The organism is Sphingomonas suaedae, from assembly GCF_007833215.1.
GTDB lineage: Bacteria > Pseudomonadota > Alphaproteobacteria > Sphingomonadales > Sphingomonadaceae > Sphingomonas > Sphingomonas suaedae.
This window is the reverse complement of record NZ_CP042239.1, coordinates 1584424-1609426: the sequence shown is the minus strand read 5'-3', so window position 1 is coordinate 1609426 and position 25003 is coordinate 1584424. Positions and strand designations below refer to the sequence as shown.

Here is a 25003-nt window from a genome sequence, read left to right as displayed (position 1 = left end):
GCGGAGGTTAGCGATCAGTTAGGGCGCAGGGGGAGGGCGGAAAATTTTTCCCGCCCTTCCCAGGTCCGCTCGCTCAGGCGGCGATGCTGTAGGGCTTGATCTCGCCGTTGAGATACAGGTTGCGGGCCTTCGCCCGGCTGAGCTTGCCCGAACTGGTGCGGGGCAGGGTGCGCGGCGGGATCAGTTCGACCACGCAGTTCATGCCGGTGACGGCGCGAACGCGCTCGCGAATGTCCTCGCGCAGCTTCTGGCGTTCGCTGTCGTCGCTGGTGCGGCACTGGACGAGCACGGCGGGGGTCTCTTCGCCGCCCGGAGTGGTGATCGCGAAGGCCGCGATGTCGCCCTGTTTGAAGCCCGGCAGCTGCTCCACGGCCCATTCGATATCCTGGGGCCAGTGATTCTTGCCGTTGATGATGATCATGTCCTTCGCCCGACCGACGATATAGACATAGCCGTCGGACATATAGCCCATGTCGCCGGTGTCGAGCCAGCCATCGACCATGCAGGCATCGGTCGATTCGGGGTCGCGGAAATAGCCGACCATCACGCTGGGGCCGCGGCACCACACCTTGCCGATCGCGCGTTCGGGGAGCGGGGTGCCATCCTCCTCGCGGATCTGGATCTCCATGTCCTTGACCGGCTTGCCGCAATTGACGATCGCGCGATAGCGCTGCGGGCGGTTGCCGCCTGCATCGGTGCCGCCCGACAGCTGGGTTTCCTCTACCAGTTCGACGACGATGCCTTCGCCCGGGGGCATGATCGAAACCGCCAGCGTGGCTTCGGCGAGGCCGTAGCTGGGCAGGAAGGCGCTGGCCTGGAAGCCTGCATCGGCGAAGGCGTCGACGAACGACTGCATGACGTCCGGACGGATCATGTCGGCGCCATTGCCGGCGACGCGCCAGCGGCTGAGGTCGAACCGCTCCGACGCCTTGGTCTGGCTCGACATGCGGCGCGCGCAGATATCGTAGCCGAAGGTCGGCGAATAGGAGAGGGTGGTGCCCGTATTGCGGGTAATGAGATCGAGCCAGGCGAGCGGACGCCGGGCGAAATCCTCGGTCTTGAGATAATCGGTCGAGACCTGGTTGGCGACGACCGACAGGAAGCAGCCGACCAGCCCCATGTCGTGATACCAGGGCAGCCAGGAGACGCAGCGGTCGCTGTCCTGCAGCTCCATGCCGTGGCTGTGCGCCGAGAGGTTGTTGAGCAGTGCGTGGTGGGTGATCGCCACGCCATGCGGGAAGCGGGTCGAGCCGCTGCTATACTGAAGATAGGCGATGTCGTCGGTCTTCGCCTGGGGAAGCTCCGCCTCTGGAGCCTCACGCGTTGCGAATTCGGCCCAATCGAGTCCGGTAACGCCCTTCTGGCGTGCCGCCTCGCCGGCCATCGCGGCGAGTTCGGTGGGGTAGAACAACATCGTCGGATCGCAGCTTTCGAGCTGGACCGAGAGCTGGTCGATATAATGCTGGCTGCCGCCAAAGCTGGTGGGCAGCGGCAGCGGCACCGGCCAGGCGCCGGCATAGATCACGCCGAAGAACAGCGAGGCGAAATCAGTGCCGGTTTCCGCGATCAGCGCGATGCGGTCGAGCGGCTTCACGCCCGCCGCGATCAGGCGGCGTGCCTGGTCGAGCGCGTCGGCGCGCATCTCGCTGAACGGGTAGGCGCGCGTCAGCGTGCCGCGCGCATCGTGAAAGTTCAGCCCGCGCGTGCCCCGCGCAGCATAGTCCAACGCTTCACCCAGCGTCGCGAAATCCGCCAGGCGGCGGGGAAGATTGTCGTCGGTCGGCGTCGGCTGCACTGTGGCTTCCTTCACCTCGACCTGTTCCTTCACGTCCAAAGCCATATCCTAAAATCCGTGCCCCTGATCGTGTCAGGCCACCCGCCCGTCATCGACGAAAAGGCCCCACATCAGAAATGCGGGCGGCTCTGCTACGCACTGTCGTTCAAATTCGGTTGCCAGTGTGGCACAAACAAGGCGTATGCGCTCCCCACGTCGCCCCATTCCTCCGCTCGACCGCGCTTCGCTGGACCGTCTGGCGCTGCGCTATGTCGAGCGGTTCGCCACGACGCGCGGCAAACTGGCGGCCTATCTGGCGCGCAAGATCCGCGAACGGGGGTGGGAAGGAGACGCTGTCGACCCGGCGGCGATCGCCGAACGTTTTGCCGAACTGGGCTATGTCAACGACCGGCTCTATGCCGAATCCAAGGCTGCGGCGATGGCGCGGCGGGGATTGGGCGCGCGGCGGGTGGGCGAAGCGCTGCGCCATGCCGGGATCGTTGGCGACGACGCCGAGGCAGTCGCACCGCAGGTCGAGGAACGCGCCACCGAAACCGCGCTCGCCTTTGCCCGGCGACGACGGATCGGCCCCTATGCGGCGGAAGCGGCGGACCGCGATGTGATGGCCAAACAGGTCGCCGCGATGGTGCGTGCGGGGCATTCCCCCGCGCTGGCATGGCGAATCGCCCGGATGGAGCCGGATTCGGAGGTCGAGGATCTGATCTGACCCGATCGAAATGCGCGCAATTCGCCTGTCAGGAGGACGGCCTGCCTCATAAGATTGCTCGATCGAACATCGTAACAAAGGATTCGCACCTTCCGGAAATGCTGTGTTAACATCGTTGGTCAGGGGGAAATGTCGTAATGCGAGCCGACCCGCAGCGTGCGTCGAGCGACCTTGTCGAACTGACCGAGCCGAACGCGGCACCGGCACTGGCGACTGCGCCCGATTGCGAGCGTCATTCCGGAACCGTGAAGTGGTTTGACGTGACCCGCGGCTTCGGTTTCATCGTTGCCGATGATGAGCGTGCGGGCGACATATTGGTCCATTTCTCGGTGCTTCAGCCGCTCGGCCGCCGCAGCCTTCCCGAAGGCGCGCGGGTCGAATGCACCGTCGTGCAGCGCGAGCGCGGATTGCAGGCGCGCGAGATCGTCTCGCTCGACCTGACCGATGCGGTCGAACCGCTGCGGACGCGGCCAGGCGCGGGCGACCGGATCGACCGGCTGAAACTGATCGAAGAGGCCGGACCGTTCGAGGCGGTGACCGTCAAATGGTTCAATCGGCTGAAAGGCTATGGCTTTCTGGTGCGCGACGACGATTCGGCCGATATATTCGTGCATATGGAAACGCTGCGCCGTGCGGAGATTTATGACGTCGAACCCGAACAACCGCTGCGCGCACGGATCGTCGAAGGCGAAAAGGGCCCGCTCGCGGTTCTGGTCGAGCCGGCCTGACCGCGCATTGAGTCTGGCGCTGGCGGCGTGCGCGCTGCTGCCCGGCTGCACCGGCGGCGAGAGCAAGGATGCGGTACCCGCCTCGCAAGCGGCGCTGACCACCGTTACCATCGAATCAGGGGCTGCGCGGCATGTCTTCAAGGTCGAGATGGCGCGTACCGCTGCGGAGCAGCAGCGGGGGCTGATGTTCCGCACCGACATCCCCGCCGATGGGGGGATGTTGTTCGCCCCCTATCCTCCCGGTGGCGGCGGGCCGCGCGAGGCGAGCTTCTGGATGAAGGACACGCCGAGTTCGCTCGATATCATCTTCATCCGCGCCGACGGCACGATCGCGCATATCGCCGAGAATACCGTCCCCTTCTCGCCGGATCCGATCCGATCGGGCGAGCCGGTGGCGGCGGTGCTGGAAGTGTTGGGCGGCAGGGCAGCGGAACTGGGCATCTCCCCTGGAGACAAAGTGCGCTGGTAGGTAATTGCGCAGACCTGGATGATGATATAAAGATGATATCATTATTTCGGGAGGCGAGAATGATTCGGACGATCGGAGCGGCTGCGGCGATGCTGCTGGGCACCAACGCAGCGCTGGCGCAGGAAACGACGCCGGCCGGTGTGCCGATCGAGGCGCCGGGGCCGGAAGGGGCGCTCGCCGGGACGTTCCTGGATGCGGGGAAGGGAGCGCCGGTGGTGCTGATCGTCCCGGGATCGGGGCCCACCGATCGCGACGGGAACAGCCCGATGGGGGTGACGGCTGGCTATCTGCGGCAGCTTGCGGAGGAACTGGCCACGAACGGCATCAGCACCGCGCGGGTCGACAAACGCGGGATGTTCGGAAGCCGCGCGGCGGTGAGCGATCCCAACAGCGCGACGATCGTCGGCTATGCCGATGACGTCGTCGCATGGACCCGCATCCTGAAGGATCGGGCAGTTGCGAAATGTATTTGGGTCGCCGGGCATAGCGAGGGGGCGCTGGTTGCGCTGGCCGCCGGGCAGCGCGATGCGGACATCTGCGGCCTGATCCTGATCGCCGGGCCGGGGCGCAAGCTGGGTACGGTCATGCGCGAACAGTTCCGCGCGAACCCGGCCAATGCCCCGTTCCTCGAATCGCTGCTGGGCATGATCGATGCGCTGGAGGCGGGGCGGACGGTTGCGGCGGACGCGCTCCCACCCGCCATCGCGCCCTTCTTTCCGCAGGGGGTGCAGACCTATCTGATCGATGTGCTGAAGCAGGATCCGGCCGCGCTTGCCGCAGCCTATCAGGGGCCGATGCTGATCGTGCAGGGCGGTCGCGACATCCAGGTCGCGCAGGCCGATGCCGATGCGCTGCGCGCGGCCGCGCCCAAGGCGGTCTATGTCCAGCTGCCCAGGATGAACCACGTGCTGAAAGAGGTGGAGAGCGATGCGCGGGCCGCCAACCTTGCCACCTATGCCGATGCCAGTCGCCCGCTGGCGCCGGGGCTGGTCGATGCGGTTGCCGGGTTCATGAAGCGATGAACGCCGTTGCCCGAGCGGCCCGCGCCGCGTAAAGCGCGGGCCATGGGTATCTTCGCGAACATCTTCACCTGGTGGAACGGTTCCACCTTCGGCACCTGGGTCGGCCTGCGCGGCAAGGAGCAGGTCGGCGAGGATTCACTCGGCAATCTCTATTTTCAGGGCGGGGCGGACATGCACGGCCGCCCGCGCCGCTGGGTGATCTACAAGGGATCCAATGATTCGAGCCGGGTGCCGCCCGAATGGTTCAGCTGGCTTCACCACCAGATCGACGATGTGCCCGATCGCGCGCTCCCGCCGCTGCGTAAATGGGAGCAGCCCGCCGTGCCCAACCTGACCGGCACTGCGCTGGCCTATCGCCCGGCGGGCGCGCTGGAAAAGGGCGGCAAGCGGGTCGCGGCGACCGGCGATTACGAAGCCTGGACGCCCGGCGCCTGATGCGCCTGTCGCGGACCGCTGCGCTGCTGCTGGCGCCGCTTGCGCTGACGGCGTGCGGGAAGGGCGGCGAGGCGGGCAATGATGCGCCGGTGATCGACCGGGTCGAGGTCGAGCCAAAGGCCGGGACTGGCGAGGAAGTGGTGGCGGTGGATGCCGGCCCGACCGCGTCGGTATCGGGCGTCACGCCGATGCAGGATCGCGTCGCGGTGCTGGGGCTGCTCAACAAGCGCAATGGCGAGGCGCGCGACCTGACGCTCAAGCCCGGCCAGGCGGTGCGCGCGGGCGATGTGATCGTCCGGCTGCGCGCGTGCGAGAAGACCGCGCCTTGGGAGACGGAGCAATATACCGGCGCCTTCGCGCAGGTCGATGTGCGCGGCACCGACGGGAAGTTCACGCGCGCCTTTTCGGGCTGGCTGTTCAAGGAACGGCCGGGCCTCAACGTCGTCCAGCACCCGATCTACGATGTCTGGGTCAAGAGCTGTGCGATGACCTTCCCCGATACCGGGGGCGAAGTGGTGGGAGCGGGTGCGTCCGATCCAGCGCCGAAACGGTCGAGCGCGCCGAAGTCCGCCGATGAAGGACAGGATGCCGCGCCTGCCGCGACGCCAAGCCCGGCGGCGCCCTCGCCCAGCGCATCGGACAATAGCGACAGATAATCTTCGCGCGGCACCTCCACCGCGCCCAGCGAGGCGAGGTGGTCGGTGATGAACTGGCAATCGAGCAGGGCGAAACCGCCGACGCGGAGGCGTGCGACCAGCGCGGCGATCGCGACCTTTGACGCATCGCGCGCGCGGCTGACCATGCTCTCGCCGAAAAAGGCGCGACCGAGCGCGAGGCCGTAAAGCCCGCCGACCAGCCGGTCGCCGTCCCAGCATTCGACCGAATGCGCGAAGCCGCGACGGTGGAGCGCGACGAACACCCGCTCGATCGCCGGGTTGATCCAGGTATCCGGTCGATCGTCGGCCGATTCCGCACAGAGCGCGATCACCTGCTCAAACGCCGTGTCGGCCGTGACGCGAAACCGGTCGCTGGCGATCGTCTTGCGCAGCGAGCGCGAGAGGTGGAAGCCGTCGAGCGGCAGGATCGCGCGCTGGCGCGGCTCGACCCAGAAGACGCTGGGATCGTCGCGATGCTCGGCCATCGGGAACACGCCCATCGCATAGGCGCGCAGGACGAGATCGGGATCGAGGTCGCTGGAACGCGAGGTGACGCGCGTCATTTCTTTTTGGGTCTCGACAGGCGCAGTTCGATCGCCTGCCAAAGATCGGCGACGGCGCGTGCCCCGGGACTGCGCGGGGCAAAGGCGCCGAGCGGGGCGCGGCGCGCGGCCATCGATTCGACGATGCTGGCCATCGGGATCACCGGCCAGTCGGGATGACGCTCCAGCGCTTCGGCGTGCAGCTTGCGGCGGCGATCGACCATCGAATGGACGGGCATCAGCGGTACCTTTGCCTTTCCGCCGAGATGGCGCGTCACCTCGTCCAACGCGCGTTCGGACAGCGGGGAGGGGATGACGGGCACGACGATCAGGTCGGCGGCGCGCATCACCTGCTCGCTCGTCTCGGTGAGGCCCGGCGGACAATCGAGCAGCATCCGATCATAGGCGCTGTCGAGCTGGGACAGTAATTTGGCGAGCCGCTTCTTCTTGTCCAGTTCGTGAAACAACAGGTCGAGGCCACGTAGCGACGCGTCCGCGCCGATCAGGTCGAACCGGTCGATCGCGGTGGCGTGCGCCAGTTTCGACGGCTCGATATCCTTGGTGAACACCGCCTGCGCCTGTGCACGGCCCGCGCCGCCGCCGAGCAGGAAGGTCGAAGCGGCCTGTGGATCAAGGTCCCACAGCAGCGTGCGGCGTGCGGAGAGCATCGCGGAGCACCAGGCGAGATTCACCGCCAGCGAGGTTTTTCCGACGCCGCCCTTGAGACTATACACTGCGATCGTCGCCAAAACCGCCTCCGTTGGTTCGCAGCCAAGGTGGCGAATGGCGGCGGCTAGTGCAACGCCGAAAGGTGGCGCAGCTTGTCCGGATTGCGGGTGATGTAGATCGCGACGACGCGGCCGTCGGCGATCTCCAGCGCAGTCGTCTGGATTTCGCCATCGCCCTCCATCGTCACGAAGCCGGGCAGGCCGTTGACGAAGCCGGTACGCAGCAGGTGCGAGCCATATTTGCGGAACAGCACCGCAAGCGACTTGTGCAGCTTCATCACATGGCGGAAGCCCATGACCAGCCGGATCGCCGCGGTGCGCTTGCCGCCGCCGTCGGAATGGACGCTGACATCATCGGCCAGCATCGCGCCCAATGCGGTCATGTCGCCGGTGCGCGACGCCGCGAAGAACGCCTGGGCGATCTCAAGGCCATGTTGCTGCTCGACCCGGAAACGGGGACGGGCTTGCCGGACATGGTTGCGGGCGCGAGCGGCGAGCTGGCGACAGGCCGCAGCGTCGCGGTCGAGCGTGGCGGCGATCTCGTCGAACGCCACGCCGAACACGTCGTGCAGCAGGAAGGCGGCGCGTTCGAGCGGAGACAGGCGTTCGAGCGCGAGCATCAGGGGAAGGGTGACGTCCTCGTCCGGCTCTTCCTCGACCAGCGGATCGGGCAGCCAGGGGCCGATATAGGTTTCGCGCCGGTGGCGGGCGGATTTAAGCTGGTCGATGCAAAGCCGCGTGACGGTACGCCGCAAGAACGCCTCAGGCTCGCGCACCGCCGCCCGGTCGGTGCCCATCCAGCGGATGAATGCCTCCTGCACGACGTCCTCCGCATCGGCGACCGAGCCGAGCATCCGATAGGCAACGCGGATGAGTTTGGGGCGCAGCGGATCGAACGAGTCCGCCGCTGCGCCCTTCGTGTCGTGGGGAGTCACGCCGCCGCCTTTGCTGCGGCGGGATCGATCCACAGGTCGAACCCGACCGCGAGCCGGTTCCACCCGTTGATGATGTTGATCATCAGCGTGAGCTTCACCTGTTCCTCCTCGCTGAACTCCGCTGCAAGCGCGCTATAGGCTTCGCGCTGGGTGTGGCCTTCGGAGAGGCGCGTCAAGGCGTCGGTCCAGGCGAGTGCGGCACGTTCGCGGGGGGTGTAGCAGGGGGCCTCGCGCCAGGCGGAGAGGAGGTAGATGCGCTGTTCGCTCTCGCCCTGTGCCCGGGCTTCGGCGGTGTGCATGTTGAGGCAGTTGGCGCATTGGTTGATCTGCGAGGCGCGGATCTTGACCAGTTCGATCAGCGCCGGCTCGAGGCTGGCGTTGATCGCGGTGGAGGCGGCGAACCAGGGCTTCATCACGGTGGGGGCAGCGGCGAAGGGGTCGAGTTTGGCGGTCATGGTCATGCTCCTTGCTGGGTTGCACGGACATGACGAGCGGGGCGGGGCGGATGTGACATGCGGACAAAAAAAGAGCCGGTTCGCACCGGCTCTTTCGATCGAATGAATGGGATGGGGCGCTTTAGCCCTTGCAGGTGAGCGTGCCCTTGCCCGGGATCTCGACGGTGGCCGACTCCGAATTGCCGGTCAGCTTCCAGCCGCCATCGGCGGTGAAGGGCTGGCCCGCTTCGGGTGCCTTGAGATCGGTCGGCGTGCCGCCCTTTTCGGTGCGGAGGCGGACCAGCTTGTCGCCCTGGAAAAACTCGGCGAAGACCAATGCGTTGCCTGGCTGGCAGCGCATCGACACGGTCGCCTTGATCGACGGGGGCAGTTCGACCGGAGCGGCGTTGGCGAGCTGCGATTCCATCGGATCGGGCGCGCGTTCGCTGATCACTTCGGGTTCGGGTTTACAGGCAGCGAGCGGCAGCAGCGCGATCGCGATGGCGGCGGGGAGGAGGCGCATGTTCATAGCGGAACTTCCCTTTGCGTATGCAGCATCGCCGGTCAAGATAGTAAGGATACCCTATAGCAATCGCGTTTTGCGTCGCATCGATACAATATCATGTGTCACTCGTGAAATTCGTCCAGATCGGGTATGCGGCCGAACGCAATTTTCGTTCCCACCCGGTCGCTGCGGCTGCCGTCCATCGGCCCGACCGAGACCGCGTGGCGGCCGAATTTCTCGTTGATCGTGTCCATCGCCTTGCTGAGCGACAGCGTCCGCGTCTCGCGCGCCAGCGGATCGTTGGGATCGAGCGCGGCGAACAGCGACTCCTGCGCCGCGCCCAGCGGGGCGATCTCCGCCAGCGTCACGCCGATCATGCGGATCGCGAAGCCGCCGGGGCGCGTCCGGCCCGCCTCCGCCAGCCGGGGGAAGATCGCATCGAGCGCCGCCAGCACCGCGAAACTGTCCTGCGTCGCGGGCAGCTTGATCGAGCTGCGCCACATCGACTTGTCGTCCTCCCACTTGGCGTGGAGCACGAGCAGTCGGCTGACATAGCCCTTGCGCCGCAGGCGGCTGGCGGATTTGAGCGCCAGGCGGCGCGCGGTGAGGCGGACGGGTTCCAGCCCGCGCTTGCTGGGGCTGAGGACATGGCTGTGGCCGATGGTTCGGTTCTGCGTCGGCTTTTCGGGCAGGTCGAAGCCGTGGAGCAGATACCAGAGCCGGTCGCCATTGACCCCGCCCCAGGCGGACCCGGCATCGCGCGGGCGGCGATCGCAGAGCTGGCCGATGTCGACAATGCCCTGTTGCGCCAGCCGCTTCTCCATCTTCGCGCCGATCCCCGCGATGTCGCGCAGCTTGAGGCTGAATAGCCGGTCGGGCAGCATCTCCTGAGTCAACACGGTCAGCCCGTCGGGCTTTTCCATGTCGCTGGCGAGCTTGGCCAGCAGGCGATTTGGAGCGATGCCGATCGAGCTGGTCAGGCAATCGCCCACCTCGCGGCGAATCCCGGCCTTGATCCGCCGCGCCAGCGCCATCGCGGTTTCGGGATCGTTTTCGTTGTCGAGCAGGCGGCACGCCACCTCGTCGATCGAGCAGACCGCGGTGACGGGGATGTGGCGCCAGATCTCCGCGACGATCGCCTCGTGGAATTCGACATATTTGGCGTGCTGGCCGGGGGTGACGATCAGGTCGCGGCACAGCCGCTTCGCCTCCCACACCGGGGTGCCGGTGCGGATGCCGTACTTCTTCGCCTCGACCGATGCGGCGATGGCGACGGTGGTGTCGCTGTTCACCGGCGCGACGATGATCGGCCGGGCGCGCAGATCGGGGTTCAGCTGCTGCTCGACACTGGCGAAATAGCTGTTGAGATCGAGATACAGCCAGCGCAGCGGACGTGGCGGCAGAGAGAGGAACGCCGGGTCGGGCATGTCGGAACAATAGCGGAACGGGGCGGCGGAGTCACGCAGCCGACGCGCGGAAGTTCACACTGGCTTGACACTATCGCGAGGGTCGGGCGGCGACGGGCTTCGCGGTGCGCGGGGCGGGTGGGCGGTTGCAATTCTCAAAGAGCGGGCCCGGGCCGGGGGAGGATTGACGGATTGGGGCCTGTAGGAAAGTTGTTTGTGGGCTGGTGAGCCCTGTAACCCCTGACTCGCGCCGGAGCATGATCCTGAAGGAAACAGGCGCCAAGCGGAAACGAACTAGCGCGAGCGATCAGCAGGCGCTGATCCGGCGAGAAACTTCGCGCGAGGTGGAGGACGCCAATCGTGGCAACACCCGCCGTTCCGCCTGACACGGACCCGCCCAACGGCCGCGCCCACGCCAGGCGATCAGATCGTCAGGAAAAAATGCCTCCGTCGGTGACGCCGGGGCCGCCGGCCGCCGTCAGCTCATCGACCGCATATTCGGTGCAGATGGGGTCGGTCCAGACCTTCGGCGCGTCCTGGTTCGGAGCCTTAGGTTCGAAGGTGTCACGTTCGGTCACGAGATGCTCCATTTCAAAATCGACAGATTCTATCCTTCGGGCTCACGCCAGGCGATCAAATGGTCAGGACAAGACGCCTGAATCGGTGAGACCGGGGCCGCCGGCTGCGGTCAGTTCGTCAACCGCATATTCACTGCAGACCGGGTCGGTCCAGACCTTGAGGGCGTCGCCATTCGGGGCCTCAAGCTCGACGGCGTTACGTTCGGTCATCCTGAGATACTCCGTTCTAAAATCGGCCGATCGCGGTTTCCCCGGCCATCGACCTTTCGGTCCAGTGTTGCTGCGCTATACGCCTAACCCCTATGGCGTGCTTTATCAAGTTTGTCGCGCCATATCGGCGCATCGATTACGCGCGGCAGCGCCAGTCAATATCGGGCGCGTAAGGCCGATCCGAGCGCGATTGCGCGATCGCCCCCGCCCTGACGGATCAGCCTCAATCGTTGCGCCGTTCCGCCTTGCGGATGAAGTGGGCGACAGAGGTGCCGCGCAGCAGCTTGATCCGCTGACGATAGCGCTGGTCGTCCGTGACGGGACCGGGCCCTGACGGCTCGGCGGCCAGCTGGCGCAGCAACGGCAGATCGAGCAACGCGTCGCCAGTGGGGCTCGCGCGGTCCAGCTCCGCCGCGATGGTCCCGCGCGTCTGTTCCAGGCGGGTGGGCCAGTCGGCGCCCTGCATCCCCTTGCCCTTTTGTTGAAGGATTTCCGGAGGAATGCGGTCGCCAAATGCGCGATGGTAGATCCAGCGGGTCTGGCCGCCGCGGAGCAACAGGTGGGGGGGCATTGCCAGTGCCAGGTCGATCAGGCGGCGGTCGCCTGTCGGATCGCGCTGATCGATGCCGTAGCGGGCGAGCTGCCCTTTGTGAGTAAGCCCAGCGACGTCATAATGGCGCAGCACGTAAATCACCCGGTCATGCGTGGTGCGCGGCTGCGGCAGACGAAGGCCGTGGCCGATCTGTTCAAGATGCGCCCGATAGTCTGCACTGAGGGTCAGCTCCGGATTGAGCGCCGCATAGACGAGCAGGTCTTGCGGTCGACCCGGCCGTCGGAGGCCGCGGCGCATCGCGTCAACCAGTCTTGGCGGCAATATGGGACCGAACGCCGCCGATGCGACCGAAAGGGTTTTCCAGCCGCGACGACGCAAGGCGAGACCTTCGGAAGCGAGCGTGTGCCAGGCCCCGCTGCGCGCCAGCATCGTCAACCGTTCGATGCCCTGATGGCTGATTGTCATGTTGCCCATCGTTCCGACCAGCATCACGCGTTCCCTGCGCAGTTGCATCTGGCGGCAGATCTCGGTCATCCAGACCTGGTTGCACAGGTTGAACGGCGGGTATTCGGCGGCGTGGAAATGCGCGTCCATGTCGTCGCCGATCTGCCTGTCGCGCGAATCGACCCGGACATGGTCGATATTGGGGTGGCGCGCGGCCAGCAGCGCGGCGAGCGGCCCCTCATCGAGCGTGCGATCGCCCCAATGGTCGAGGCGCGCGCCGGCCATGGGGACATGGGTGTAGGCCGAGAGACGCTGATTGCGCTGCGCGAGGTGAAGCGCGGCGGACGCGGTGACAGCGCTGCTGTCCAGGCCGCCGCTGAGTTGGCTGCCGACGGGATCGTTGCTGCGCAGGCAGGCGGCGACGGCGGTGTCGAAGGTTGAGCGCAGGGCCTGGACAAAATCGTCGTCGCTGCGCAGGCCGGGATCGCGGGGGGTGTCCCAGTCATACCAGTCGACCAGATCGATCCGGCCATCGGCATGGACGGTGACCCGCTGTCCCGGCTCGACGCGGCTGATCTCTGCGAAGAAGCTGCGCGGGCCGCGGCGCGGGGCGAGTGCGATACAGTCCATCAACGTCAGCGGATCGGGTGCGAGGGGAATGTCGGGCAGGGCGTGGAGGCCCTTGGCCATGGTAGCAAACGCGATGCGATCATTGCGGCAATGATAGAAGAGCGGGCGGTTGCCGAGCAGATCGCGGACGAGGTGAAGGCGGCGCTGGTCGGCGTCCCACAGCGCAAAGGCAAAGTCGCCGACCAGCCGGTCGGGCGTGTCGGTGCCCCAGCGCTCCCACGCTGCGAGCAGCAGATCGGAATCGGCAAGGACTGCAAGCCGCTGGGTCAGGCCGAGGGCCTCGGCCAACTCCGCCCGGTTGTCGAGCCGCAGATCTGCTACCAGATGAAAGCGCACGCCCGCGAGCGGCTGACGGTCGAACCGGTCCTCGGGTAGCAACCGGGCAAGACCCAAGCCGAGGGAGACTGCGTCGCCATCCCATGCGGCGCTCCGGTCATTGCCATAGGGCGCCAACGCGCGGCGCATCCGCGCAACGTCCTGCGCCGCCCCCGGCCGGCCGTCGCGGTTCCAGATGCCGCAAATCGCGGTCATTGCCGCGCCGCCAGATCGAGCGCCAGATCGGCCAGCTGGTCGAGTTGGGCGAAGTCGTGCGACCGAGCGACACGATACACCGGGATGCGCATCGCAATCGATGCGGCGTGGCGCAGAACTGTCCCGGCGCGGCCCGTTGCGGTTGCGATTTCTGCGTAATGGGAAAGCCGTGCCAGCGCTGCGGTCGCCTCGCCGACCGACAGACGCTGCGCTTCCGGCGCGGCAAGATCGGGCGTCGGGGCCAGAATCAGCAGGGCGTCGAGCGGCCGGGGTTCCGTGACGAACCGACCGGTCACATCGACATGGAATTTGTCGAATCCGGGCTTTACCCGCGCTGCGCTGTCGGTGGGGGCGTCAAGCTGTGTCGCGCTCGCCGCCCACAATTTGGTCGAGGGATAGCTTGGCCAGGCCTGGCCGGTGGCGGGATCGATCACCAGCTGATCGTCGCTGAGGAGATGACCCCCGCGCCGCATCAGTGCGCCGGCCAGGGTGGATTTCCCCGCGCCGCTATGCCCCGCCATCGCGATCGTGACCCCGTCGAGCGATACCGCGCTGGCGTGGAGTGGCGGCCGGTCGCGCTGTTGCGCAAGGACGGTGAAGGCGGGGCCGAACAACAGGGTGTGGAGTTCGGCCGATGAGCAGGACGTGGCGCCCTCGACGGTGATCCGGCAGCCGTCGCCGATTCTCAACCGCAGCTTGCCTGGCGGTTGCAGATCGACAAGAGTCGGCCCGTGAATTGCGAACGGGCCAACGAGTGTTGCCGGATCGGGGAGTTTCTCCACCTCGGCAAATTCGATCGCGATCGGCGGATGCGCGGCGTCCGCCTCCGCCGCATCGGTGTCCGCCTCGAGATAGGGGAGGGCGCGGGGCGACTGAACGGTCCAGCCCGCGACGCGATAGCGGAAGATGCTCACCCGGACACCGCCGCCGAGGGGATAGGCGGGGTCATTCCGGAGAAATCTCGATCAGTTTCTTGCGCTGAAGGTCGGTGAGGAAGGCGAGAACGCTGATCCGAATCTGTTCGATCGGCGCATCGTAGCGCGCGGCCAGATCCTGACACAGGCTGTCGATCGTGCAGGGCTGGGCAATTGCGGTCCAGATGTCGGTCGCAATCGGATCGAAGCCGAAATAGCGGCCCGATTCGATATCCATCAATACGACCGAACCGTCGACCGCGGTCGACAGAACTGCGGGGTTTACGACGACACGGTTTTGCAATTGTAACCCCGGCATGGCGTGTTCCGTTCGGTCATAGATATGATGTGTTGCACGGGCGTGCCTAGAAAGCGGCGCGTTGCATTGCAACTGCGGCGACGGACGCAGGGATCGCCAATGCGTGGTGTAACGGGAACGTGGATTGAAACCTGGCGCTTGAACGGACTATAATGGCGATCTCCTTTTGCCATGGTGTTCGCCACAGGGCCGATGCTGACGCCGTTAATGGCTGCATCGTCCGGGTCGGGGCAATCCGTTCGTTTTTTCAAGGAACATACGTGCCGTCATATAAAGAACCTTCGTTTCAGGAACGCACCGCGCTGGCCGCAAAGGCCAGGGAGAAGGCGCTCGCCAAGCTGAAGGCCAAGCCGCCGATCGATCCGGCGGTCGCGCAGGCGCGGCGCGAGGCGGCCGAGGCCAAGGAGAAGGCGCAGGCCGAGGCGCGCGCGGCGAAGGCCGAGGCGATCGCGAAGGCGAAGGCCGAAAAGGCGGCGCTGGCGGAGGCGGCGCGGGTGAAGCGCGAGGCGGAGGAGGCTGCCGCAGCCGAAGCCGCAGCGCTGAAGGCTGCGCGGCTGGCCCCGCCGAGCGCGGCGGAGATGAAGGCGGCGCGCGATGCCCGCTATGCGGCGCGCAAGGCGCGGAAGTAAGGCGAGGCGCCTGTCGGGCGTCTGATCCTTCCTGCGGCGAGGGACGCCCCGTTTGTTGCCGCGTGGGTCCATTGCCTCGCGCCCCCTCCACCACCGCTTCGCGGCGGTCCCCCTCCCCGTGCCGGGGAGGATTTAGGCGGCCAATGCCTGTCGCAACTCCAGCCATGCCGGGAGCTTTGCCGCGAGGCCGATCGTGTGCAGCGGGCTGGAGGAGGGAAGGGCGTGGATCGTCCAGCGCGATGCCGCGTCGCCAAGCTGGCGCAGGCCGAGGCGGTGGGCGGTGGCGCCGTTGAAGGCGATGGCGCGCAGGTCGGGCAGGCTGGCGGCGAGGGTGGCGAGGTCGTTGGCCTCGACCGCGGCGATGGCGGCGTCGCTGCTGCCGGCGCGCGTGGCGCTGGCGACCGCATCCCACAGGCCGATGCGCGCGTCGCGCAGCGCGGCGAGGCGGGGTTCATAGGGCAGAGCGGGGAGGTCTTCGCGGTCGATCACCGCGGCGATCAGGCGCCAGAACTGGTTCTGGGGGTGGGCGTAATATTCGCGCGCAGCGAGGCTGCGGTCGCCGGGGAGGCTGCCGCAGATGAGCAGGCGGGTGCGCGCATCGGTGATGGGCGGGAAGCTGGCCTTGCGGGTCACGCGGCGGGGACGATGTCGGTGTGGATGAAATCATCGCCCTTGAAGAGCAGGGGCTGGCCGGTCGTCCTGGCGAGAGCGTAGGCGAAACAGTCGCCGAAATTGAGGCGGGCGGGGTGGTTGCCCTTGCCGAATGTGCGATAGGCGGTCGCTCCGACCTCAGCCTGCTCGGCGGTGACCGGGGCGATGTCGACGGGAAACAATTTCAGGAGCGCGTCGAGACGGGGGCGAAGGTTGCGGTCGCGACGTCGCGACAGCACCACTTCCAGTTCGACCCAGCTGCCCGCCGACATCTGCCGAGAGGGGGCCAGAGCGAGGATACGTGCCAGTGCGTCCTGATCTGGTTCACCAATCAGGATCGCAATGATCGCCGACGTGTCGACGATCATTTTGGAAGGCCATCCTCGTCATAGATTTCGTCCATGATCTCCTTTGACGTCTTGCCATGCCATTCGGGCGGCATTTCGGCGCGAAACTGCCGACTGATCTCCCGCACCGCGGCGATCTTTTCCTCGATCTCGGCCTCGCGTTTGCGGGCTTTCTCTTCGAGTGCTTCCTTGATCGTCTCGGTCACGCTCTTGCCGAGCTGTCGGGCGAGATCGCGGGCCAGTTCGACCGTCTCGGCATCCTTGATGTTGAGTTGCGCGCCCATTTCTACCTCCGGCTTGCGGCTTTCTACCATAGGTGGGGTGAAGCTGCCAGCGGCGGGCAGGGGCAAGTCCCGAGCGGCGGCGGCATAGTTTCGCTTGCTTGCGGGGCGGACGGGGGCGTGCCTATGGTCCGGCCATGCAGGTAGCAAATGATACGATCGCGCTGATCGGAAACACCCCCCTTGTGCGGCTGAAAGGGCCGAGCGCGGCGGCGGGATGCGATATTTTCGGCAAGTGCGAATTCGCCAATCCGGGGGCGAGCGTGAAAGATCGCGCGGCGCTGTTCATCGTCGAGGATGCCGAGGAACGCGGGCTGATCGAGCCGGGTGGCACGATCGTCGAGGGGACGGCGGGGAATACCGGGATCGGCCTGGCGCTGGTGGCGAATGCCAAGGGCTACAAGACGATCATCGTGATGCCCGAGACGCAGAGCCGCGAGAAGATGGATACGCTGCGCGCGCTGGGGGCCGAGCTGGTGCTGGTGCCGGCGGCGCCCTATTCGAACCCCGGGCATTTCGTGCACACCTCGCGCCGTATCGCGGAGGAGACGCCGAACGCGATCTGGGCGAACCAGTTCGACAATATCGCCAATCGCCGCGCGCATATCGTGGGCACCGCCGAGGAAATCTGGACGCAGATGGAGGGTCGGATCGACGGCTTTACCTGTGCCGCGGGGACGGGCGGGACGATTGCGGGCGTAGGCCTTGGCCTCAAGGAGAAGGACGAGAAGGTCCGCATCGCGCTGAGCGATCCGCATGGGGCGGCGCTCTATAATTACTATGCGCATGGCGAGCTGAAGGCCGAGGGATCGTCGGTCGCCGAGGGCATCGGGCAGGGGCGGATCACCGCGAACCTGGAGGGTGCGCCGATCGATACGCAGTTCCGCATCTCGGACGAAGAGGGGATGGAGTGGGTCCGCCGCTTGCTGGCCGAGGAAGGGCTGTGCCTGGGGCTGTCCTCGGGGATCAACGTCGCGGGTGCGGTGCGGCTGGGGCGCGAGCTCGGGCCGGATGCGCGGGTCGCGACGATCCTGTGCGATACGGGATTCCGGTATCTTTCAACGCTGTACAATGCGGAGTGGCTGCGACTCAAAGGACTGGCTGTGCCCGAGTGGCTGGACGTCTGAAAGGGTAGGCGGCACCGGCCCGCTCCCCCACCCGGCCACCCAACGACAGTATATTCTATGGGTGGCCGGGTGGGGGAGCGGGCCGGTGCCGGAAGCCGAAGCAAACAGACGTTCGACAATCGGCTGTTAAGGCGTTACATTTATGCCACAGCCATGAAATCGTTACCCACCGATCCACAGTCGAGTATGCAGCGAGTCCGTGTCGGATTGACCGGGCTTGCCACCGTGCTGCTGCTGATCGGGGTGGCGAGCGCGATCTTCACATCGGCGGACAATGAGGAGCCGGTGGTGGCCGAAGGGGCGTCCAAGCCCGACGTGGTCGCCAACATGACCGACGGGGTGGTGACGAATACCGCTGCCGCGCCGAAAGACGAGCCGATCGCCGAACTCGGCATCGCGCCGCGCACCGCCGAAACCCCGGCGCCGGAAATCACCCCCTATCCGATCCCCGAGCCGAAATGAGACTCGCGGCGATCCCGGTCATGTCCGCGCGGGAATTTCCGGGAAATCCCGCCACCATCGCCCCTTTGACCCGTTCGGAGCGGGAAATGCCGCCCTGCGCGGTCCGTAGGGGCTGGAACATAAGGTGGTCACTTAACGAATGAAGTGAATACAGCGGTAGGAAGTGGTGCCAAGTGGGGCATTTTACCGCGGAATCCCGAGTAGAGGCATTGAAAACCTGGACCGCTTGCGATAGGCCAGCGGTACACAGGGAAACCTTTATCGTCGGCCGTCATGGGTCCGGGCGCGTGCGATGGCACGCCTTCGGAGGCGGGGAAGGTTTGCCCTCAAAAAGGGGCGAGCGTGGCACGGAGCGGCTACAGAGGCGTGGGGTTGCAGATGGTGGACGACAAGGGTCGTGTCGCCATCCCCTCGGCCCTGCGCGCCGCGCTGGAGAAGAACAGCGGCCACCCGACCGACAGCAAGGAAGCGCGCGTCGCGATCCTCGCCACGCACGAGACCGACGAATGCCTGGTCGCCTATGACGAGCCCTATTTCGACGCGATGATGGAGCGGCTGGACGCGCGCGCGCTCGAATTTGCGGGCGATCGCGGGCAGGTCGATTTCAACATCTGGCGCGACGGCGTGGGGACGAGCGAGAATATCGCCTTCGATCCTTCGGGCCGCTTCGTGATGCCGGGCATCCTCGGCCGGATCGGCGGCATTCCCAAATCCTCCTACGCCTTTTTCGTCGGTGTGGGCGCGATGATCGAGATCTGGAATCCCAAGACGCTGCTCGACAATCCGTCGATCTCCGAAAAGCTGAAGACGGCGTGCCGCTTCAGCCTGGAAGAGAAGGGGGTGGTGCTGTGAGCGCACCCTTGGTCCACGACGCCGTTAACCAGGATCGCCCACATGTTCCGGTGCTGCTTGCCGCGGTGCTCGATGGCCTCGCCATCCAGCCCGGCGAGCGGCATGTCGACGCCACGTTCGGCGCCGGCGGCTATACACGCGCGTTCCTCGAGCGGGGCGCCGAGGTGGCCGCCTTCGACCGCGACCCAAGCGCGATCGAAGGCGGCCAAGCCCTTGTGGCAGAAAGCGAAAACCGGCTGACCCTGATCCAGGCGCCCTTTTCCGCGATGGACCGTGAGCTGGAAATTCGGGGGCTGGGGCCGGTCGATGGCGTGACGCTGGATATCGGCGTGTCGTCGATGCAGCTCGACCAGGCGGAGCGGGGATTCAGCTTCCAGAGCGACGGCCCGCTGGACATGCGGATGGACCAGTCGGGGATGACTGCGGCCGAATTGGTTAACGAAATCAGTGAGTCTGATTTAACCATGATATTGCGGAATTACGGGGAAGAAAAACAGGCCCGACGTGTGGCACAAGCCATCATCAAGGCACGGCCCCATGCGCGCACCGGGGACCTGGCCAATGTGGTGCGGCGAGCGCTCGGCTACCGCCCGCACGAGAAGAAGGACCCGGCCACAAGGACCTTCCAGGCGATCCGGATCCACCTCAACCGCGAGCTCGACGAGCTCGAGGAAGGGCTGGCTGCGGCCGAGCGGGCGCTGAAGCCCGGCGGGCGGCTGGCGGTGGTGACGTTCCACAGCCTGGAGGACCGGATGGTCAAGAAATTCCTGCGCGAGCGCAGCGGGAGCGAGCCGGCGGGATCGCGGCATCGCCCGGCGGTGACGGCGGCGCAGGCACCGAGCTTCGAGCTCCCCGCGAAAGCGGTGCGGCCGAGCGAGGACGAGATTGCGGTGAACCCGCGGGCACGGTCGGCGACGTTGCGCGTCGCCCGCCGTACCGCGGCACCGGCGTGGCAGTGACGAGAGCAGGGAGGCGAAGGTGGCAATCAAGGCGTTGAACGGGTTCGGCTGGTTCCTGACCGGCGTGGTCGTGGCCCCCGCCTGTTACCTGGTGTCGTCGCAGGTCGCAGCCGAGCGGTCGAAGGTCGAGGCCGTCGAGCGTGCGATCGCAAAGGCGCGCAAGGATATTCGCGGGCTGGAGACCGAATTCGACACGCGCGCCAATCTGGCCCAGCTCGAGCGCTGGAACGGGGAGGTGATGCGCTACACCGCGCCGACCCCGCGCCAGTTCCTGGCGAGCGATACCGAGCTGGCCGCGCTGCGCCCGATGGAGGGCGACGGCATGGCCGAGCGCTATGCCGCGATGATCGTGCCGCAGGGGATGCCCGATGTCGTCGCGGGAGCCGCGCGGACCGCATCGGACGCGGTCGTCGCTGCGCCCGCGCCCAAGCCCGCCGCTGCCGTCGCGACCGCCAGTGCGGAAGCCGCCGCCCCGCGTCCCGAAAAGCTCGCCGCCGCCGTCGCGGCACCGGCGCGGGCTGCGAAGGACGAGGCGGTGGCGATGCTCGACCGCAAGCTGCTCAAGGATTCGAGCTTTGGCGACCTGATGCAGGGCGTGCGCGCGGAGGCCAAGAAAATCCGGTGACCGTCCTCGTCGCCCCCGCGCCGCGACTGCGCTCCCGCGACGGCAACCGCGCCTCGCCGATCGCGGTCGCGCATGTGCGGCTCATGATCCTGACGCTGTTGTTCGCCGCCGCGATCTGCGTAATCGTCGCGCGACTGGCGCTGCTCGCGGTGATGGCCGAGCCGGCCCAGGCGACGAGCGTAAACGCGATGCTGGTGCCGCTGCGCGGCGACCTGGTCGACCGCAACGGGGCGCCGCTCGCCCGGACGATCGACGCCTGGTCGATCGGGGTGCGGCCCGGCAAGGTGATCGGCGACAAGGCGCAGCTGGCACAGATGCTGGCCGCGACGCTGCCCGGCCATAGCGCGGCCGACTATGCCAAGATGCTGAACAGCGACGCCAAGTTCACCTATCTGAAGCGCCGCGCGGTGCCCGAGCTCGTCGCCGCGGTCCATGCGCTGGGCGAGCCGGGGATCGAGTTCGCGCGCGAGCCGCAGCGGCTGTATCCGCAGGCCACGCTGGCCGCGCACGCGCTGGGCTTTGTCAATTTCGACGGCCAGGGGATCAGCGGCGCCGAACTGATCCTCAACAAGCAGCTGACCGATCCGGCGCGGCGCGGCCAGCCGGTGGCGCTGTCGATCGACCTGCGTGCGCAGGCGGCGCTGGAGAGCGAGCTGGGCGCGGCGATGACCAGCTTTCAGGCGCGCGGCGCGGCAGGCGTGATCCTGGACGTGGCGACGGGCGAGGTGATGGCGATGACCTCGCTGCCGACCTTCAACCCGAACAACGTCAAGGGCGCCAATCCCGAGCATTTCCGCAACAATGTGACGCAGAGCGTCTATGAGCTGGGATCGACCTTCAAGCCGCTGACCATGGCGTTCGCGATCGAGAGCGGCGTCGCGCCATCCATGTCCAAACGCTATGACGCGACCCAGCCGTTGCAGGTCGGCGCGTTTCGCATCCGCGACGACCATGCGCAGAAGCGCTGGCTGAACATTCCCGAGACGCTGATCCATTCATCGAACATCGCCACCGCGCGGATCGCCGACGAACTGGGCAAGGACCGGATGGCGGCGATGTTCCAGCGGCTGGGCTTTCACGACCGGATGCCGATCGAGCTGAACGGCGCCGCCAAGCCGCTATGGCCGCAATATTGGGCGCGCACCACGGTGATGACCACCGCCTATGGCCATGGCATCGCGGTCACCCCGCTGCATCTCGCCAGCGCCTATGCCGCGATGGTCAATGGCGGCGTATGGCGCCCGGCGACGCTGCAGAAGGTCGAGCCGGGCAAGGCGCCTGCGGGCCAGCGGGTGATTTCGGAGGCGACGAGCGCGCGGATGCGCCAGTTGCTGCGTCTGATCGTGACGCACGGGACGGGCAGCAAGGCCGATGCGCCGGGCTATCGCGTCGGCGGCAAGACCGGGACCGCCGAAGTGCCCGGACGCGGCGGTTATCAGCGCAACAAGAACGTCTCGACCTTCGCAGCGGCTTTCCCGATGGACGCACCGCGCTATGTGGTGCTGGTGATGCTCGATTCGCCGATTGGAAATGAACAGTCCGCGGGCCAGTCCACCGCAGGCTGGACCGCCGCCCCCGTCGTCAACCGCGTGGTGATGCGGACCGGCGCGATGCTGGGCGTCGTACCCGACGAGCGCCGGGACGTCGATGTGTCGGACCTCACCCCGCTGCTGTGGGAGCCGGACGCGAAGGCCAAGCCCGCGACCGCAGCGCTCGGCGCGGGGGTGGACGAGTGAGGCTGGGCGAACTCACCGGCAAGGGCGAGCAGGATATCGTCACGGGGTTCGCGATCGACCACCGCAAGGTGGCGCCGGGTACGGTGTTCGGCGCGTTTCGCGGCACGCGCTTCAACGGCGAGGAGTTCATTCCCGACGCGATCGCGCGCGGCGCCGTGGCGGTGGTCGCGCGCCCCGAGGTCAAGGTCGAGGGGGCGGCGCATATCGTCAGCGATCATCCGCGCACCGAATTCGCGCGGATCGCGGCGAAATTCTTCGCGCCCTTTCCCGAAACGTCGGTGGCGGTCACCGGGACCAATGGCAAGACGTCGACGGTGGAAATGGTGCGCCAGCTGTGGCTGATGGCGGGGCATCATGCGGCGTCGATCGGGACGCTGGGCGTCACCACGGCGAGCGAGATGGTCTCGACCGGGCTGACCACGCCCGATGTCGTCACCTTCCTGTCAAACGTCGCCGGGCTGGCGCGCGAGGGCGTGACGCATCTGGCGTTCGAGGCATCGAGCCACGGCCTGTCGCAATATCGCACCGAGGGGCTGCCGGTGCGCGCGGCGGCCTTCACCAATTTGAGCCGCGATCACCTCGACTATCACAAGGACATGGCGGATTATTTCACCGCCAAGCTGCGGCTGTTTGCCGATGTGCTCGATCCCAACGGGGTCGCGGTGGTGTGGGCCGACGATCCGCATAGCGAGCGGGTGATCGACATCGCCCGGATGCGCGGCAACCGGATCATCACCGTCGGTGAGCATGGCGACACGATCCGGCTGGTCGCGCGCGAGCCGACCTTGCTCGACCAGAAGCTGACGATCGCCCATGGCGGGGTCGAATATCGTGTCGGGCTGCCGTTGATCGGCGGCTATCAGGCAGCGAACGCGCTGATCGCGGCGGGGCTGGTGATCGCGACCGGGGGCGATCCCGCGCAGACCTTCGCCAACCTTGCCCGGTTGCAGCCGGTGCGCGGGCGGCTGGAGCGCGCGGCGATCTGCAAGAGCGGAGCGCCGATCTATGTCGATTACGCCCATACGCCCGATGCGATCGAGGCGGCGATCGCGGCGCTCAAGCCGCATGCCGCCGGGCGGCTGATCATCGTATTCGGCGCGGGTGGCGATCGTGATGCGGGCAAGCGCGAGCCGATGGGGCTTGCCGCCTGTACCGGCGCCGATCTGGTGATCGTGACCGACGACAATCCGCGCGAGGAGGATGCCGCCGCGATCCGGCGCCAGGTCATCAAGGGCTGTCCGCAGGCGACCGAGATCGGCGACCGCCGCGCGGCGATCACCGCTGCGGTGGCCGCTGCCGGGCCGGAGGATATCGTGCTGATCGCCGGCAAGGGGCATGAGCAGGGACAGATCGTCGGGGGCATGGTGCTGCCGTTCGACGATGTGAGCGTCGCCCGGGAGGCGGCGGCGTGAGCGCGCCGCTATGGACCTCCGCCGAGATCGCGGCGGCGACCGGCGGGACTGCTTCGGCGGAGTTCGCGGTCGACGGCGTCGCGTTCGACAGCCGCGAAGTCGGACCGGGCGCCTTGTTCTTTGCGCTGACCGGCGAGACCACCGACGGGCATTGCTTTCTCGACCAGGCGTTTGCGAGCGGGGCCGCCGGGGCGGTGGTGTCGCAGGAGACGCCGCACCCGCACGTCCTGACCGGTGATACGATGGTTGCGCTGGAGAATCTCGCCCGCGCGAGCCGCAAGCGGATGACCGGGGTGGTCATCGGCGTGACCGGATCGGTCGGCAAGACCGGGACCAAGGAGGCGCTGTTCGAATGCCTCGACCGCGCCGATCCGGGCGCCGTGCATCGATCGGTCAAGAGCTACAACAACCATACCGGGGTGCCGCTGTCGCTCGCACGGATGCCGCGTGATGCGCGGTTCGGCGTGTTCGAGATGGGGATGAACCATGCGGGCGAGCTGCTGGCGCTGACCCATATGGTGCGCCCGCATATCGCGATCGTCACGACCATCGCGCCGGCACACACCGAATTCTTCCCGAGCCAAGAGGCGATTGCGGACGCGAAGGGCGAAATCTTTCAGGGGTTGGTGCCCGGCGGAACCGCGATCGTGCCGTTCGACAGCCCGCATCGCGACCGGTTGATCGCCGCTGCGCAGGATCATGCGGCGCGGATCGTGACCTTCGGCCTGAAGGAGGGCGCCGATGTCCGCGCGATCGAGATCATTCCGCAGGAGCGCGGCGGCACGTTCGTCACCGCGCGGATCGGTGCGGAGCGGACGCTGAGCTTCACCCTGTCGCAGCCGGGCGACCATTGGGTCGCCAATGCGATGGCGGTGCTGGCCGCCGTGGATGCGGCGGGCGGCGATCTGGAGCAGGCGGGGCTGGCGCTGGGCGAGATGGGCGGGCTGGCGGGGCGCGGGGCGCGGTTCGCGGCGAAGGTCGATGGCGGCGAAGCGCTGGTGATCGACGAGAGCTACAACGCCAACCCCGCATCGATGCGCGCGACGCTGGCGGTGCTGGCGGCGACCCCGGCGGCGCGGCGCGTTGCAGTGCTGGGCGAAATGCGCGAACTGGGCGAGCAGTCGGACGCGTTTCATGCCGATCTGGCCGAGCCGATCGCGGCGGCAGGCGTCGAAACGGTGCTGCTGGTCGGTGAAGGGATGGCGCCGCTCGCCGCAGCGCTTGAGGGGCGGGTCGATTTCGTCCATGTGGCCGACGCCGCAAGTGCCCGCGAGCGCATCGACGCGATGCTGCGCCCGGGCGACGCGGTCCTCATCAAGGGTTCGAACGGGGTCGGGCTGTCGCGGGTCGTCGCGGCACTGGCGGGAAGGGTTTAACGGGGC

At 67.0% G+C, this 25003-nt stretch carries 29 protein-coding genes and 1 pseudogene; 15 read left to right on the top strand and 15 right to left on the bottom strand.

Annotation, left to right across the window (positions count from 1 at the left end; translation table 11 throughout):
• Nucleotides 1-73: 73 nt before the first annotated feature.
• Nucleotides 74-1840 carry a fatty acyl-AMP ligase gene (locus tag FPZ54_RS07705; RefSeq protein WP_145846193.1) on the bottom strand — a complete coding sequence of 589 codons (1767 nt, stop codon included), beginning with the start codon at nt 1838-1840 and terminating at the stop codon, nt 74-76.
• A gap of 136 nt (nt 1841-1976) precedes the next feature.
• Here FPZ54_RS07705 and FPZ54_RS07700 point away from each other — a divergent pair, with 136 nt between their 5' ends.
• The 6 genes and pseudogenes from FPZ54_RS07700 to FPZ54_RS20395 form a co-directional block, all read left to right on the top strand.
• Nucleotides 1977-2501 carry a regulatory protein RecX gene (locus tag FPZ54_RS07700; RefSeq protein ID WP_145846191.1) on the top strand — a complete coding sequence of 175 codons (525 nt, stop codon included), beginning with the start codon at nt 1977-1979 and terminating at the stop codon, nt 2499-2501.
• 137 nt (nt 2502-2638) lie between these two features.
• Complete coding sequence (locus tag FPZ54_RS07695; RefSeq protein WP_145846189.1) at nt 2639-3229, top strand: cold-shock protein; 591 nt, start codon at nt 2639-2641, stop codon at nt 3227-3229.
• A gap of 7 nt (nt 3230-3236) precedes the next feature.
• On the top strand, nt 3237-3698 hold the full coding sequence (locus tag FPZ54_RS07690; RefSeq protein ID WP_239019754.1) for a DUF192 domain-containing protein: 462 nt from the start codon (nt 3237-3239) through the stop codon (nt 3696-3698).
• 59 nt (nt 3699-3757) lie between these two features.
• On the top strand, nt 3758-4720 hold the full coding sequence (locus FPZ54_RS07685) for an alpha/beta hydrolase (RefSeq protein ID WP_145846186.1): 963 nt from the start codon (nt 3758-3760) through the stop codon (nt 4718-4720).
• Nucleotides 4721-4762: 42 nt separating this feature from the next.
• Entirely contained in the window at nt 4763-5155 is a 393-nt protein-coding gene (locus tag FPZ54_RS07680; protein ID WP_145846185.1) for an NADH:ubiquinone oxidoreductase subunit NDUFA12, read from the top strand.
• Nucleotides 5155-5577: pseudogene (locus tag FPZ54_RS20395) on the top strand (DUF2155 domain-containing protein); the annotation flags it as partial. The gene FPZ54_RS07680 and the pseudogene FPZ54_RS20395, both read left to right, overlap by 1 nt.
• A gap of 35 nt (nt 5578-5612) precedes the next feature.
• Here the strand turns inward: FPZ54_RS20395 and aat are convergent.
• The 11 genes from aat to FPZ54_RS07630 form a co-directional block, all read right to left on the bottom strand.
• Nucleotides 5613-6374, bottom strand: a complete 762-nt coding sequence (gene aat, locus FPZ54_RS07670) for a leucyl/phenylalanyl-tRNA--protein transferase (RefSeq protein WP_145846183.1) — start codon at nt 6372-6374, stop codon at nt 5613-5615.
• Nucleotides 6371-7102, bottom strand: a complete 732-nt coding sequence (locus tag FPZ54_RS07665; protein ID WP_145846181.1) for a ParA family protein — start codon at nt 7100-7102, stop codon at nt 6371-6373. The genes aat and FPZ54_RS07665 overlap by 4 nt, the downstream gene beginning before the upstream one ends.
• A 44-nt stretch (nt 7103-7146) precedes the next feature.
• Nucleotides 7147-8016, bottom strand: coding sequence for a sigma-70 family RNA polymerase sigma factor (locus FPZ54_RS07660; RefSeq protein WP_145846180.1), 870 nt, complete (start codon nt 8014-8016; stop codon nt 7147-7149).
• Nucleotides 8013-8471: a carboxymuconolactone decarboxylase family protein gene (locus FPZ54_RS07655; protein ID WP_145846179.1), complete on the bottom strand. Its 459-nt coding sequence runs from the start codon at nt 8469-8471 to the stop codon at nt 8013-8015. The genes FPZ54_RS07660 and FPZ54_RS07655 overlap by 4 nt, the downstream gene beginning before the upstream one ends.
• A gap of 121 nt (nt 8472-8592) precedes the next feature.
• On the bottom strand, nt 8593-8979 hold the full coding sequence (locus tag FPZ54_RS07650) for a hypothetical protein (RefSeq protein ID WP_239019753.1): 387 nt from the start codon (nt 8977-8979) through the stop codon (nt 8593-8595).
• Between the two features lie 98 nt (nt 8980-9077).
• Complete coding sequence (locus FPZ54_RS07645; protein ID WP_145846177.1) at nt 9078-10382, bottom strand: DNA polymerase Y family protein; 1305 nt, start codon at nt 10380-10382, stop codon at nt 9078-9080.
• Nucleotides 10383-10792: 410 nt separating this feature from the next.
• The gene (locus FPZ54_RS19790) at nt 10793-10939 is read right to left on the bottom strand and encodes a hypothetical protein (RefSeq protein ID WP_186456951.1); all 147 of its coding nucleotides are present in this window, start codon (nt 10937-10939) and stop codon (nt 10793-10795) included.
• Nucleotides 10940-11002: 63 nt separating this feature from the next.
• Nucleotides 11003-11149 carry a hypothetical protein gene (locus FPZ54_RS19785; RefSeq protein WP_186456950.1) on the bottom strand — a complete coding sequence of 49 codons (147 nt, stop codon included), beginning with the start codon at nt 11147-11149 and terminating at the stop codon, nt 11003-11005.
• Between the two features lie 223 nt (nt 11150-11372).
• A complete protein-coding gene (locus FPZ54_RS07640; protein ID WP_145846176.1) occupies nt 11373-13307 on the bottom strand; it encodes an asparagine synthetase B family protein in 1935 nt (644 codons plus the stop codon).
• Nucleotides 13304-14221 (bottom strand): hypothetical protein, encoded by a 918-nt coding sequence (locus tag FPZ54_RS07635; RefSeq protein ID WP_145846175.1) that lies wholly within the window; start codon nt 14219-14221, stop codon nt 13304-13306. Before FPZ54_RS07635 ends, FPZ54_RS07640 begins: the two co-directional genes overlap by 4 nt.
• Nucleotides 14222-14252: 31 nt before the next feature.
• A complete protein-coding gene (locus FPZ54_RS07630) occupies nt 14253-14525 on the bottom strand; it encodes a PqqD family protein (protein ID WP_186456949.1) in 273 nt (90 codons plus the stop codon).
• A 275-nt stretch (nt 14526-14800) separates the two neighbouring features.
• Between FPZ54_RS07630 and FPZ54_RS07625 the strand changes: the two genes are divergently transcribed.
• Nucleotides 14801-15169, top strand: a complete 369-nt coding sequence (locus FPZ54_RS07625; RefSeq protein ID WP_145846172.1) for a DUF6481 family protein — start codon at nt 14801-14803, stop codon at nt 15167-15169.
• Between the two features lie 132 nt (nt 15170-15301).
• Here FPZ54_RS07625 and FPZ54_RS07620 read toward each other — a convergent pair whose 3' ends face one another.
• From FPZ54_RS07620 to FPZ54_RS07610, 3 genes are read right to left on the bottom strand one after another with little or no spacing between them, the layout of a single operon-like run.
• On the bottom strand, nt 15302-15802 hold the full coding sequence (locus tag FPZ54_RS07620; RefSeq protein WP_145846171.1) for a DNA-deoxyinosine glycosylase: 501 nt from the start codon (nt 15800-15802) through the stop codon (nt 15302-15304).
• Nucleotides 15799-16188, bottom strand: coding sequence for a type II toxin-antitoxin system VapC family toxin (locus tag FPZ54_RS07615; protein WP_145846170.1), 390 nt, complete (start codon nt 16186-16188; stop codon nt 15799-15801). The genes FPZ54_RS07620 and FPZ54_RS07615 overlap by 4 nt, the downstream gene beginning before the upstream one ends.
• A complete protein-coding gene (locus tag FPZ54_RS07610) occupies nt 16185-16451 on the bottom strand; it encodes a type II toxin-antitoxin system VapB family antitoxin (RefSeq protein ID WP_186456948.1) in 267 nt (88 codons plus the stop codon). Before FPZ54_RS07610 ends, FPZ54_RS07615 begins: the two co-directional genes overlap by 4 nt.
• Nucleotides 16452-16585: 134 nt before the next feature.
• Between FPZ54_RS07610 and FPZ54_RS07605 the strand changes: the two genes are divergently transcribed.
• The 8 genes from FPZ54_RS07605 (at nt 16586) to FPZ54_RS07570 (ending at nt 24997) form a co-directional block, all read left to right on the top strand.
• Nucleotides 16586-17575 (top strand): cysteine synthase A, encoded by a 990-nt coding sequence (locus FPZ54_RS07605; RefSeq protein ID WP_145846167.1) that lies wholly within the window; start codon nt 16586-16588, stop codon nt 17573-17575.
• Nucleotides 17576-17728: 153 nt separating this feature from the next.
• Entirely contained in the window at nt 17729-18037 is a 309-nt protein-coding gene (locus FPZ54_RS07600; protein WP_239019752.1) for a hypothetical protein, read from the top strand.
• A 378-nt stretch (nt 18038-18415) separates the two neighbouring features.
• Entirely contained in the window at nt 18416-18889 is a 474-nt protein-coding gene (locus tag FPZ54_RS07595) for a division/cell wall cluster transcriptional repressor MraZ (RefSeq protein WP_145846165.1), read from the top strand.
• Between the two features lie 8 nt (nt 18890-18897).
• Nucleotides 18898-19848 carry a 16S rRNA (cytosine(1402)-N(4))-methyltransferase RsmH gene (gene rsmH / locus FPZ54_RS07590; protein WP_145849628.1) on the top strand — a complete coding sequence of 317 codons (951 nt, stop codon included), beginning with the start codon at nt 18898-18900 and terminating at the stop codon, nt 19846-19848.
• 19 nt (nt 19849-19867) lie between these two features.
• Entirely contained in the window at nt 19868-20473 is a 606-nt protein-coding gene (locus FPZ54_RS07585) for a hypothetical protein (protein WP_145846164.1), read from the top strand.
• The gene (locus FPZ54_RS07580) at nt 20470-22209 is read left to right on the top strand and encodes a peptidoglycan D,D-transpeptidase FtsI family protein (protein WP_145846162.1); all 1740 of its coding nucleotides are present in this window, start codon (nt 20470-20472) and stop codon (nt 22207-22209) included. The genes FPZ54_RS07585 and FPZ54_RS07580 overlap by 4 nt, the downstream gene beginning before the upstream one ends.
• Entirely contained in the window at nt 22206-23621 is a 1416-nt protein-coding gene (locus FPZ54_RS07575; protein WP_145846161.1) for a UDP-N-acetylmuramoyl-L-alanyl-D-glutamate--2,6-diaminopimelate ligase, read from the top strand. The genes FPZ54_RS07580 and FPZ54_RS07575 overlap by 4 nt, the downstream gene beginning before the upstream one ends.
• A complete protein-coding gene (locus FPZ54_RS07570) occupies nt 23618-24997 on the top strand; it encodes a UDP-N-acetylmuramoyl-tripeptide--D-alanyl-D-alanine ligase (protein ID WP_145846160.1) in 1380 nt (459 codons plus the stop codon). Before FPZ54_RS07575 ends, FPZ54_RS07570 begins: the two co-directional genes overlap by 4 nt.
• The last annotated feature ends 6 nt before the right edge of the window (nt 24998-25003 follow it).

What these genes read in the sequence shown, in the direction of transcription:
- FPZ54_RS07705 (WP_145846193.1), bottom strand. Translation starts at nt 1,840, where the DNA reads ATGGCTTTGGACGTGAAGGAACAGGTCGAGGTGAAGGAAGCCACAGTG.
- FPZ54_RS07700 (WP_145846191.1), top strand. Translation starts at nt 1,977, where the DNA reads ATGCGCTCCCCACGTCGCCCCATTCCTCCGCTCGACCGCGCTTCGCTG.
- FPZ54_RS07695 (WP_145846189.1), top strand. Translation starts at nt 2,639, where the DNA reads ATGCGAGCCGACCCGCAGCGTGCGTCGAGCGACCTTGTCGAACTGACC.
- FPZ54_RS07685 (WP_145846186.1), top strand. Translation starts at nt 3,758, where the DNA reads ATGATTCGGACGATCGGAGCGGCTGCGGCGATGCTGCTGGGCACCAAC.
- FPZ54_RS07680 (WP_145846185.1), top strand. Translation starts at nt 4,763, where the DNA reads ATGGGTATCTTCGCGAACATCTTCACCTGGTGGAACGGTTCCACCTTC.
- aat (WP_145846183.1), bottom strand. Translation starts at nt 6,374, where the DNA reads ATGACGCGCGTCACCTCGCGTTCCAGCGACCTCGATCCCGATCTCGTC.
- FPZ54_RS07655 (WP_145846179.1), bottom strand. Translation starts at nt 8,471, where the DNA reads ATGACCGCCAAACTCGACCCCTTCGCCGCTGCCCCCACCGTGATGAAG.
- FPZ54_RS07650 (WP_239019753.1), bottom strand. Translation starts at nt 8,979, where the DNA reads ATGAACATGCGCCTCCTCCCCGCCGCCATCGCGATCGCGCTGCTGCCG.
- FPZ54_RS07645 (WP_145846177.1), bottom strand. Translation starts at nt 10,382, where the DNA reads ATGCCCGACCCGGCGTTCCTCTCTCTGCCGCCACGTCCGCTGCGCTGG.
- FPZ54_RS19785 (WP_186456950.1), bottom strand. Translation starts at nt 11,149, where the DNA reads ATGACCGAACGTAACGCCGTCGAGCTTGAGGCCCCGAATGGCGACGCC.
- FPZ54_RS07640 (WP_145846176.1), bottom strand. Translation starts at nt 13,307, where the DNA reads ATGACCGCGATTTGCGGCATCTGGAACCGCGACGGCCGGCCGGGGGCG.
- FPZ54_RS07615 (WP_145846170.1), bottom strand. Translation starts at nt 16,188, where the DNA reads ATGATCGTCGACACGTCGGCGATCATTGCGATCCTGATTGGTGAACCA.
- FPZ54_RS07610 (WP_186456948.1), bottom strand. Translation starts at nt 16,451, where the DNA reads ATGGGCGCGCAACTCAACATCAAGGATGCCGAGACGGTCGAACTGGCC.
- FPZ54_RS07605 (WP_145846167.1), top strand. Translation starts at nt 16,586, where the DNA reads ATGCAGGTAGCAAATGATACGATCGCGCTGATCGGAAACACCCCCCTT.
- FPZ54_RS07600 (WP_239019752.1), top strand. Translation starts at nt 17,729, where the DNA reads ATGAAATCGTTACCCACCGATCCACAGTCGAGTATGCAGCGAGTCCGT.
- FPZ54_RS07595 (WP_145846165.1), top strand. Translation starts at nt 18,416, where the DNA reads ATGGTGGACGACAAGGGTCGTGTCGCCATCCCCTCGGCCCTGCGCGCC.